Below are 10577 nucleotides of genomic sequence, written 5' to 3'. Positions count from 1 at the left end.
ACGGTTGTGGCGCACGTCTTCGGTGAACGCACTCTGGCCACACTGGAGCGTCTTCTGAGCCTGCTGTCGGCCTTTGAGGTCGTGGTATGGATGACGGATGGCTGGCCGCTGTATGAATCACGCCTGAAGGGAAAGCTGCACGTTATCAGCAAGCGTTACACTCAGCGCATTGAGCGACATAATCTGAATCTGAGACAACATCTGGCAAGGCTGGGACGGAAGTCACTGTCGTTCTCAAAATCGGTGGAGCTGCATGACAAGGTCATCGGGCATTATCTGAACATAAAACACTATCAGTAAGTTGGAGTCATTACCGATCCGCTGGGCTTAATTGATAAACCTGCTCCAGTATTCAATCGAGACCTAAATTCAGATCCGTATTATCTTGCCGTAAATAATTGTTATTCATATGCTCTAAATAGGTATGGAAACCCTGGGAGTAGGATTTTTGGCGGCGGAGGATTACAACCTGGAGAATTATCTGGAAAAGAGTTTTCTAAACTCACTTGCGGTAGTATTTTTGAAGCGTCAAAAAATGATGGTGCCAAGGATTTAGATAATGGGAGTTGTCCATCTGGTTACCATAAAGCTCAATTGTTTATTCGTCCTCACAATTTTATAGGCATGGGAGGGGATTATCACTGGTATCGTCAGGATGCAAATGGCGAATGGTCTGACAAACAAGGAGTGGGAGCAATTAGATTTAGAGGAAAAGACCCCTTCCCCCCAATAGATTATCCTGAAAAGTGTGGAACGATATTTTTACCAAACTAAGTATTGCCATATTGTTAGCATTTTCTGCATATGTTCATGCGGAAACATCAGCTCCAATATTTTTTGAAGATGTTGGCAGTATAGACTCTTGGTTTTCAATTAAATACCAAAAATATGAAAACGTGAAGGATGAACAATACCCAGAAATTCTGATTTATTATGGTGTTAAAGGTTCAGGAATAAATAGAGTTGATGGGTGGTTTTTCTCATGTGCAAAGGCTGGGAGAACTTGTAGTCTAATTCTCATGGCTGACTTTGGTGAAAGCCGCTATTTTAAACCTGCAAAAATAGCTATGAATAAGAATAATTTGATTATAAGGACGAGTGATGTAGAAATAGCATTTAAGATAACGAAATAAATATTTATTTTAACAGTGTTTATTTTTTTAAAAAGAGAAAATGGAGTGCGATTGTTAGTTTGAAATACAATTAATAGTGAGGTAATTAAGCTTTGAGAACTGTTATTTTCTAAAAATAAAAAATACAAAAAATGAATGCAGCTCGGGAAATAGTAGAATAATTCTCGCTCAGATGAAGTTGATAATATTTTTACCAACAAAATACTTCCCCGCAAAAACTCTGCCCCATAAAATTCATTTACCATCGTCTACACTTACTCCTTTATACCGTTCAGGAGCAGTAATGAATCTACAACGATTTGATGACAGCACCCTAATCCGTATCTTTGCCCTTCATGAGTTACATCGACTGAAAGAACATGGCTTAACGCGCGGGGCGCTTCTCGATTATCACAGCCGCTATAAACTCGTCTTTCTGGCGCATTCTCAGCCGGAGTACCGCAAACTTGGCCCGTTCGTGGCTGATATTCACCAGTGGCAAAATCTGGATGACTATTACAACCAGTACCGCCAACGCGTAGTTGTTTTGCTTTCTCACCCCGCCAACCCGCGCGATCACACCAATGTTTTGATGCACGTTCAGGGTTATTTTCGCCCGCATATTGATTCCACAGAACGCCAGCAGCTGGCTGCGCTTATCGACAGTTATCGCCGTGGCGAGCAACCACTTCTTGCGCCGCTGATGCGTATCAAACACTATATGGCGCTTTATCCTGACGCCTGGCTTTCAGGGCAGCGTTATTTCGAACTTTGGCCGCGTGTGATTAACTTGCGCCATTCAGGAGTTTTATGACTACCCATCTGGTCTGGTTTCGCCAGGATTTACGTTTGCACGATAATCTCGCACTGGCTGCCGCCTGCCGCAATTCGTCTGCACGCGTGCTGGCGTTGTATATCGCTACACCACGCCAGTGGGCGACGCATAACATGTCGCCGCGTCAGGCTGAACTTATCAATGCTCAACTGAATGGGCTACAAATAGCGCTTGCGGAAAAAGGTATTCCTTTATTGTTCCGTGAAGTGGATGACTTTGTCGCCAGTGTCGAAATAGTTAAACAGGTGTGCGCGGAAAACAGCGTTACCCACCTGTTTTATAACTATCAGTATGAAGTGAATGAGCGGGCGCGGGATGTGGAAGTTGAAAGAGCGCTGCGTAACGTGGTGTGTGAAGGATTTGATGACAGCGTGATCCTGCCGCCTGGCGCGGTGATGACCGGTAATCACGAGATGTACAAAGTCTTTACGCCTTTTAAGAATGCCTGGCTGAAACGGCTGCGGGAAGGGATGCCGGAGTGCGTCGCTGCGCCAAAAGTTCGTAGTAGCGGATCGATAGAGCCCTCGCCATCCATTACGCTGAATTATCCTCGTCAGTCTTTCGATACTGCGCATTTCCCGGTGGAAGAAAAAGCGGCGATTGCGCAATTACGCCAGTTTTGCCAGAACGGTGCCGGAGAATATGAGCAACAACGAGATTTTCCGGCAGTGGAAGGCACCAGTCGTTTGTCCGCCAGCCTGGCAACGGGCGGGTTATCGCCTCGCCAGTGTTTGCATCGCTTGTTGGCGGAACAGCCGCAGGCGCTGGACGGTGGGGCCGGTAGTGTCTGGCTTAGTGAGCTGATCTGGCGCGAGTTCTACCGTCATCTGATGACGTATTACCCCTCGTTGTGTAAACATTGTCCGTTTATTGCCTGGACGGATCGTGTGCAGTGGCAGAGCAATCCCGCACATTTACAGGCCTGGCAGGAAGGCAAAACGGGATACCCGATTGTCGATGCTGCCATGCGTCAGCTTAACAGCACTGGCTGGATGCATAACCGGCTACGGATGATTACAGCCAGTTTTCTGGTGAAAGATTTGTTGATCGACTGGCGCGAAGGCGAGCGATATTTCATGTCGCAGCTGATTGATGGTGATTTGGCAGCCAATAACGGTGGCTGGCAGTGGGCCGCTTCAACCGGAACCGATGCAGCGCCGTATTTTCGTATTTTCAACCCGACAACCCAGGGCGAGAAATTTGACCGTGAGGGCGAGTTTATTCGTCGATGGTTACCGGAGCTGCGCGATGTACCAGGGAAAGCGGTGCATGAGCCGTGGAAGTGGGCGCAGAAAGCAGGTGTGATGCTGGATTATCCGCAACCGATAGTTGATCACAAAGAGGCAAGGCTGCGAACGCTGGCAGCGTACGAAGAAGCGAGGAAAGGAGCCTGATAAAACGCAGCGAGCGTTTTATCAGGTATGGTGCTGGTCTATTATGACTCCAGCGCCAGCGCGCGGTTTCTGAATTTCAGCGCCTGATACAGCCAAATCATCAGTACCAGTCCTACACACGCCAGTGCGCCCTAGGTAATTTGATCAAATACTTCAATATATGCATTGATGGAGTAGTTGATCGCCCCGGAAGCATCAAACGAAGCCTGCGATGTCTGATCGGCAATCACGCCCGCGAGATAGTTCGCAATCGCGCCGGAAAGCAGCATATAAATGCCGGTTAATACGCCGGTCACACCGGGGATTTCAATGCGCGTAATTTGCGACATGGCAACCGGGTCGATAAACAGTTCCGCAAAGCCCATCACCGCCAGGCCTAATACCATCAGTGGCAGAGAAGAGTGACCATACATTGCGGACCAGCGGGCGCTTAAGGTCAGAATGCAGAACCCGGCGCTCATCAGGCCGAGACCAAGAGCAAATTTTCCCCAGATGCGCACGGTACGATTACCTGCGACGCTTTCTTTAACCACCCACGCCAGGAACACACCGCACAGCATAACTGCGAAGGCATTAATCGACTGGAACATAGCAGTCGGAACGGTATAACCAAACATATCGCGGTTAACGAAGCGGTCGATATAAAGGCTAATCGAGCTGCCGCCCTGTTGTGCGAAGGCCCAGAACAACATACTGAAGAAGGTGAGCGTCACAATCAGCCCCAGCTCCTTACGCTGTTTCTGGTTTTCTGCTTTGCGATAAATTTTTGCCAGTACACCCAGGCCAATAATAGTCGCGACAATTAAGGCGTATACCGACCACTCTTTCCAGAACAATACGGTAATCAGCGCAGGCGTTGCCACCAGCAGAACCAGCAGCCATCCCCAGTTAGGCAGGAGAAAGTTTGTCGCACGCAGTACTTTTTTATTAACGCCGCGGGTATGTGTGAAATGACGATTGCCACATAAGAAAATGACCAGACCCGCGATCATACCCACCGCCGCCAGGCCAAAGCCCATCGCCCAGCTGTACTCTTCCTGGGCGTAGCCACAGGCAATAGGTGCGATAATAGACCCCACGTTACCCACTGCATACATCAGCGAGAAACCGCCATCACGACGCGGATCGGTTGGCTCATACAGCTCGCCGAGCAGGCAACTGACATTGGATTTAAACAGACCATAGCCACAAACGATTATCGCCAGGGACAGATAGAGGAATGACGGATGGATCTCACTGGCACCCAACACCACATGACCGATCGCCATCAATAACGCCCCCAGCATCACCGCCATGCGATTGCCGAGAACTTTATCCGCCAAAAAGCCACCGAGGATTGGCGTGACATACACCAGCGAACAGTAGGCGCTAAATAACTCGTAGGCGTGAGTATCGTTGTATTTTAGTTGATTGGTGAGATAGAGAATCAGCAGGGCACGCATGCCGTAAAAGCTAAAATATTCCCAGATTTGCAGCGCAACGACATAGTAAATAGCGCGCGGCTGTGATGCGTGTTTATTCATAATAATTCCACAATTGACGGCAACGTCACGTAATAGTTGCGCGGCATGCTTGTGTTTCCTTAAAGTTAAAACTTTGATACAGATCTGATTATTTATGCAATATGCTGTCTGATTGCATAAATATACATTAGCTGAAGCGTGATGATATAAACAATTTGCGTCTTTTGGCGTCGGGTTTGTTTCTTAATATGTCAAAAGATTGGCTATCGACGAACAGGCGAGGTAACGCTATGTTAACGGTGTAGCTATCAGAATACGGAAGGCGCGAAGATGAAAAACACCGAACTGGAACAACTGATTAACGAAAAACTGAACAGCGCGGCGATTAGTGATTACGCGCCGAATGGTTTGCAGGTGGAAGGCAAAGAGACGGTGCAAAAAATTGTTACCGGTGTCACCGCCAGCCAGGCTTTGCTCGATGAGGCAGTGCGTCTGGGCGCGGATGCGGTCATTGTGCATCATGGCTACTTCTGGAAAGGAGAGTCTCCGGTCATTCGCGGAATGAAGCGTAACCGTTTAAAAACGTTGCTGGCGAATGATATCAACCTGTATGGCTGGCATTTGCCGCTTGACGCACATCCTGAGCTGGGCAATAACGCACAGCTGGCGGCGTTACTGGGGATCACGGTCATGGGCGAAATTGAGCCGTTGGTGCCGTGGGGAGAGCTGACCATGCCTGTGCCGGGACTGGAACTAGCCTCCTGGATTGAAGCGCGTCTGGGACGTAAGCCGTTATGGTGTGGCGATACCGGACCTGAGGTGGTCCAGCGCGTCGCCTGGTGCACGGGCGGCGGGCAAAGTTTTATCGATAGCGCCGCGCGTTTTGGCGTGGATGCTTTTATTACTGGCGAAGTTTCTGAACAGACCATTCATTCAGCCCGCGAGCAGGGATTGCATTTTTATGCTGCAGGTCACCATGCCACTGAACGTGGTGGTATTCGCGCATTGAGCGAGTGGCTGAATGAAAATACCGATCTTGATGTGACCTTTATTGATATTCCTAATCCTGCATAACGAATAATCAGAGGGATCGAAAGTGCAACGAGCGCGTTGTTATCTGATAGGTGAAACGGCGGTAGTGCTGGAACTGGAACCGCCGGTGACGCTGGCTAGCCAGAAACGGATCTGGCGACTGGCGCAGCGTCTGGTGGATATGCCGAATGTGGTTGAAGCCATTCCCGGCATGAACAATATCACGGTGATTTTGCGTAATCCTGAGTCGCTGGCGCTGGATGCCATAGAGCGTTTGCAACGCTGGTGGGAGGAGAGCGAGGCCCTGGAACCTGAGTCTCGCTTTATTGAAATTCCGGTGGTTTACGGTGGTGCAGGCGGACCGGATTTGGCGGTGGTCGCGGCGCATTGCGGGTTGAGCGAAAAACAGGTTGTTGAATTGCACTCCTCCGTGGAATACGTGGTCTGGTTTTTAGGTTTTCAACCGGGCTTCCCGTATCTCGGGAATTTGCCGGAACAACTACACACGCCACGGCGCGCTGAACCGCGCTTGCTCGTTCCGGCAGGTTCTGTCGGGATCGGCGGGCCGCAGACTGGTGTTTATCCGCTGGCAACGCCGGGTGGCTGGCAGTTGATTGGTCATACCTCACTCAGCCTGTTTGATCCGGCGCGTGACGAACCCATCTTATTACGTCCGGGAGACAGCGTGCGCTTTGTACCGCAGAAGGAGGGAGTATGCTGAAGATTATTCGTGCGGGCATGTATACCACTGTGCAGGATGGCGGTCGTCACGGTTTTCGCCAGTCGGGTATCAGCCACTGCGGCGCACTGGATATGCCTGCGTTACGCATTGCTAACCTGCTGGTGGGTAATGACGCCAATGCCCCCGCGCTGGAGATCACGCTCGGTCAGTTAACGGTTGAGTTCGAAACTGATGGGTGGTTTGCTCTGACGGGTGCCGGTTGCGAAGCGCGGCTGGATGATAACGCCGTCTGGACCGGCTGGCGCTTGCCGATGAAAGCAGGCCAGCGTTTAACGCTTAAACGCCCGCAGCACGGCATGCGCAGTTATCTGGCGGTCGCGGGTGGTATTGATGTTCCGCCGGTAATGGGGTCATGCAGCACCGATCTCAACGTGGGGATTGGCGGGCTGGAAGGCCGTTTACTGAAGGATGGTGACCGACTCCCGATTGGCAAATCGAAGCGTGATTTTATGGAAGCGCAGGGCGTTAAACAGCTGCTGTGGGGCAACCGCATTCGCGCCTTGCCGGGGCCGGAATATCATGAGTTCGATCGCGCCTCGCAGGATGCATTCTGGCGTTCGCCCTGGCAGCTTAGCCCGCAAAGTAACCGCATGGGCTATCGCTTACAGGGGCAAATTTTAAAACGCACCACCGATCGCGAACTGTTATCTCACGGTTTGTTACCGGGTGTGGTGCAGGTGCCGCATAACGGGCAGCCGATTGTGTTGATGAACGACGCACAGACCACCGGTGGTTACCCGCGTATTGCCTGTATCATTGAGGCTGATATGTACCATCTGGCGCAAATTCCGCTCGGTCAGCCGATTCATTTTGTCCAGTGTTCACTGGAAGAGGCACTGAAAGCGCGGCAAGATCAACAACGTTATTTCGAACAATTAGCGTGGCGGCTACACAATGAAAATTGACCTGAACGCCGATCTGGGCGAAGGCTGCGCCAGCGACGCAGAGCTATTAACGCTGGTTTCCTCTGCCAATATTGCTTGTGGATTTCATGCAGGCGATGCCCAAACCATGCAGGCTTGCGTGCGTGAAGCAATAAAAAATGGTGTCGCGATTGGCGCTCACCCGAGTTTTCCCGACAGGGAAATTTTGGTCGCAGCGCCATGCAGCTGCCGCCAGAAACCGTTTACGCCCAGACGCTGTATCAAATTGGCGCGCTGGCAACGATTGCCCGTGCGCAAGGCGGCGTAATGCGTCATGTCAAACCGCACGGCATGTTGTACAACCAGGCGGCGAAAGAAGCACAACTGGCAGACGCCATCGCCAGAGCGGTATACGCTTGCGATCCAGCATTGGTTCTCGTTGGGCTGGCAGGAAGCGAGCTGATTCGTGCAGGCAAGCAATATGGCCTGACAACGCGCGAGGAAGTGTTTGCCGATCGCGGTTATCAGGCTGACGGCTCGCTGGTGCCGCGAAGTCAGCCAGGCGCGTTGATTGAAAACGAAGAACAGGCGCTGGCGCAAACGCTAGAGATGGTGCAACACGGCAGAGTCAAAAGTATCACCGGCGAATGGGCAACGGTCACGGCGCAAACAGTCTGCCTGCATGGCGACGGCGAGCAAGCACTGGCGTTCGCCCGCCGACTACGCTCTACATTTGCCGAAAAGGAGATTGTTGTCGCAGCATAACCCCGATTAATAAAGAATGAAAAAAGGATATCACCATGCCTGAAGGCCCGGAGATCCGCCGTGCAGCGGATAACCTGGAGGCGGCGATCAAAGGCAAACCACTAACTGATGTCTGGTTTGCCTTCCCGCAGTTAAAAACTTATCAATCACAACTTATCGGTCAACACGTTACCCATGTGGGAACGCGTGGTAAGGCGTTGTTAACTCATTTTTCCAACGACTTAACGCTCTACAGCCATAATCAGCTTTACGGCGTCTGGCGCGTGGTTGATACCGGCGAAGAGCCGCAGACCACGCGAGTATTGCGGGTAAAACTGCAAACGGCTGACAAAACCATTCTGCTTTATAGCGCCTCGGATATTGAGATGTTGAGGCCGGAACAACTGACCACGCATCCGTTTTTACAACGCGTTGGTCCCGATGTGCTGGATCCGAATCTGACGCCGGAGGTGGTAAAGGAACGGTTATTGTCACCGCGCTTTCGTAACCGTCAGTTTGCAGGATTACTGCTCGATCAGGCGTTTCTGGCTGGGCTTGGCAATTATTTGCGGGTGGAGATCCTCTGGCAGGTTGGGTTGACTGGAAATCATAAAGCGAAAGATCTCAATGCGGCGCAACTGGATGCACTCGCACACGCGTTACTGGAGATTCCTCGGTTTTCTTACGCTACGCGGGGGCAGGTGGATGAGAATAAGCATCATGGGGCGCTGTTTCGCTTTAAGGTTTTTCATCGTGATGGCGAACTGTGCGAACGCTGTGGCGGCATCATTGAGAAAACCACGTTGTCCTCGCGCCCGTTTTACTGGTGTCCAGGCTGCCAGCACTAGGCCGACCGCTTCGGCGCATAGGTTGAAATAAACCGCGCAATGGCTGGCCCCGTCAGCAAAATACTGAACAGGCGCAGGGTTTGCATCGCCATAATAAGCGCCATATCGGCATTGCTCCCTGCGGCGATGACCGCCACGGTATCAAGCCCGTCGGGACTGGTGGCGAGGTAGGCAGTCATAAAATCAATATGCATAAACCGGGTCAGTCCCCACGCCATACCTGCACAAATAGCCAGCAGAGCAAAAATCGACAGCAGGATTTGCGGTAGTGGGCGTAGTGCCCGCAGTAAGATTTGTTTACCGAAACCAAGACCAATCCGCCAGCCAATTGCCATATACGCCATCGCCAGCAGCCATTCCGGTAGTTCGATGGTGATGAGCTGACCAGACTGGAGCACTGCGCCCGCCAGCATCGGGATGAGCATCGTGCCGGAAGGAAGACGCAGCATGCATCCCGCCGTACCGGCAACGACTGCGAGCAAAATCGTAAGCAGGAGATTAATGCTCACTGGCGGGAACCAGACGATTTGCTGGTTAACCGCTTCAGCGTTATCACCCAGCATCATGCAGGTGACCAGAACAGCGGCCCCCGCGACGAACAGCACTCGCAGATATTGCATAAACGCCACCAGGCGAATATCTGCGCCGTAATCTTGCGCCATAGCGACCATTGCCGCTGCGCCGCCTGGAGAAGAACCCTAGGCACCGGTATTTCCAGGCAGTGAGCTATAGCGCACCAATAACCAACCCACGATGGCGCTGGAAAGCAGCGTCACCAGTAAAATAGCAAGCACGATCGGCCAGTTGGCGGCCAGCGTGGTGAGAATCGAACCAGTGAGGTTTTGCGCAATCATGCAGCCAAGAATGGCCTGCGCGGCGAGAAAAGCGGAGCGGGGAAGTTGCAGAGTAATTCCGCGCATACTGAAGATGATCCCGGCGATCATCGGCCCAAGTAATAGCGCCGCCGGGAGATGTACCGCGAGGAAACCAATAGAAAGGAGAAGTGATAGCACACATAACATTCCCCACTGCAAAACTGGCATCCTTCGCTCCCTCATTATTTTCTCTTTGGTGTATCGATACAGCATAAAGAAAGCCGGGCCAGGAAAAAATAACAGTAATCAAGGAAAAGAGGAAAATCAGCAATTTTCTGAAAGAGATGCCCTTTCCGGCTGCAAAGGGCATCATGGCAAATCAGTTATAGTTAATTTTAAAAAGCACCACTGTATCGAAGGGCCCAGCCTCGATGGGGGTACCTGCAATGGACGAAAGTTCAGCTGTATAGGTTTTTTCGTAGACCAACATGTCGCTGGTGAAATCGGCGTATTCAGCATATTTATTGAAGGTATAAGGCGAGGCGTTTTGGTAATGCTGCCAACTTACTGATTTAGTGTATGATGGTGATTTTAAGGTGCTTGCGTGGCTTCCATTTCCATCAGATGTCCTTCCTGCTCCGCTACTGAAGGCGTGGTGCGTAACGGCAAAAGCACTGCCGGACATCAGCGCTATCTCTGCTCTCATTGCCGTAAAACATGGCAACTACA

Annotated in this window: 8 protein-coding genes and 5 pseudogenes; 10 read left to right on the top strand and 3 right to left on the bottom strand. The window is 51.2% G+C overall.

All coding sequences use genetic code 11. From position 1 onward, the window contains the following. From BGK49_RS03390 to phrB, 4 genes and pseudogenes are all read left to right on the top strand, one after another. A pseudogene (locus tag BGK49_RS03390) lies at positions 1-300 on the top strand (IS1-like element IS1X2 family transposase); the annotation flags it as partial. A 446-nt stretch (positions 301-746) separates the two neighbouring features. Continuing rightward, entirely contained in the window at positions 747-1133 is a 387-nt protein-coding gene (locus BGK49_RS03385) for a hypothetical protein (protein ID WP_000266988.1), read from the top strand. A 283-nt stretch (positions 1134-1416) separates the two neighbouring features. Further along, positions 1417-1926, top strand: a complete 510-nt coding sequence (locus tag BGK49_RS03380) for a YbgA family protein (protein ID WP_001053305.1) — start codon at positions 1417-1419, stop codon at positions 1924-1926. Beyond that, positions 1923-3341 carry a deoxyribodipyrimidine photo-lyase gene (phrB, locus tag BGK49_RS03375; protein WP_000207148.1) on the top strand — a complete coding sequence of 473 codons (1419 nt, stop codon included), beginning with the start codon at positions 1923-1925 and terminating at the stop codon, positions 3339-3341. The genes BGK49_RS03380 and phrB overlap by 4 nt, the downstream gene beginning before the upstream one ends. 41 nt (positions 3342-3382) lie before the next feature. Here the strand turns inward: phrB and dtpD are convergent. Beyond that, positions 3383-4864 (bottom strand): annotated as a pseudogene (dtpD, locus tag BGK49_RS03370) (dipeptide permease DtpD). Positions 4865-5134: 270 nt separating this feature from the next. On the opposite strand from dtpD, the gene ybgI reads away from it, so the two are divergent. The 5 genes and pseudogenes from ybgI (at position 5135) to nei (ending at position 9033) form a co-directional block, all read left to right on the top strand. Beyond that, on the top strand, positions 5135-5878 hold the full coding sequence (gene ybgI / locus BGK49_RS03365) for a radiation resistance protein YbgI (RefSeq protein ID WP_000798871.1): 744 nt from the start codon (positions 5135-5137) through the stop codon (positions 5876-5878). Between the two features lie 22 nt (positions 5879-5900). After that, positions 5901-6557, top strand: coding sequence for a 5-oxoprolinase subunit PxpB (pxpB, locus tag BGK49_RS03360; protein ID WP_001188336.1), 657 nt, complete (start codon positions 5901-5903; stop codon positions 6555-6557). Beyond that, on the top strand, positions 6551-7483 hold the full coding sequence (pxpC, locus tag BGK49_RS03355) for a 5-oxoprolinase subunit PxpC (RefSeq protein WP_000912736.1): 933 nt from the start codon (positions 6551-6553) through the stop codon (positions 7481-7483). The genes pxpB and pxpC overlap by 7 nt, the downstream gene beginning before the upstream one ends. Further along, positions 7473-8206, top strand: a pseudogene (gene pxpA, locus BGK49_RS03350) (5-oxoprolinase subunit PxpA). The gene pxpC and the pseudogene pxpA overlap by 11 nt, the downstream one beginning before the upstream one ends. Positions 8207-8241: 35 nt before the next feature. Further along, a complete protein-coding gene (gene nei / locus BGK49_RS03345) occupies positions 8242-9033 on the top strand; it encodes an endonuclease VIII (protein ID WP_001114039.1) in 792 nt (263 codons plus the stop codon). On the opposite strand, the pseudogene BGK49_RS03340 reads toward nei, so the two are convergent. Beyond that, positions 9030-10076 (bottom strand): annotated as a pseudogene (locus BGK49_RS03340) (AbrB family transcriptional regulator). The gene nei and the pseudogene BGK49_RS03340 sit on opposite strands and share 4 nt — an antisense overlap. A 151-nt stretch (positions 10077-10227) precedes the next feature. Then, a pseudogene (locus BGK49_RS30830) lies at positions 10228-10398 on the bottom strand (hypothetical protein); the annotation flags it as partial. Between the two features lie 54 nt (positions 10399-10452). Here BGK49_RS30830 and BGK49_RS25215 point away from each other — a divergent pair. Next, on the top strand, positions 10453-10577 hold a 125-nt coding region (locus tag BGK49_RS25215), incomplete at its 3' end, for an IS1 family transposase (protein WP_001423768.1).

This window comes from Shigella sp. FC1544 (genome assembly GCF_001722145.1).
Taxonomy (GTDB): Bacteria; Pseudomonadota; Gammaproteobacteria; order Enterobacterales; family Enterobacteriaceae; genus Escherichia; species Escherichia coli.
The sequence above is the reverse complement of the archived record's forward strand: the minus strand, read 5'-3'. Positions and strand labels throughout refer to the sequence as shown.

Coding starts and splice junctions, on each gene's coding strand:
- BGK49_RS03380 (WP_001053305.1), top strand. CDS start 1,417: ATGAATCTACAACGATTTGATGACAGCACCCTAATCCGTATCTTTGCC.
- phrB (WP_000207148.1), top strand. CDS start 1,923: ATGACTACCCATCTGGTCTGGTTTCGCCAGGATTTACGTTTGCACGAT.
- ybgI (WP_000798871.1), top strand. CDS start 5,135: ATGAAAAACACCGAACTGGAACAACTGATTAACGAAAAACTGAACAGC.
- pxpC (WP_000912736.1), top strand. CDS start 6,551: ATGCTGAAGATTATTCGTGCGGGCATGTATACCACTGTGCAGGATGGC.
- nei (WP_001114039.1), top strand. CDS start 8,242: ATGCCTGAAGGCCCGGAGATCCGCCGTGCAGCGGATAACCTGGAGGCG.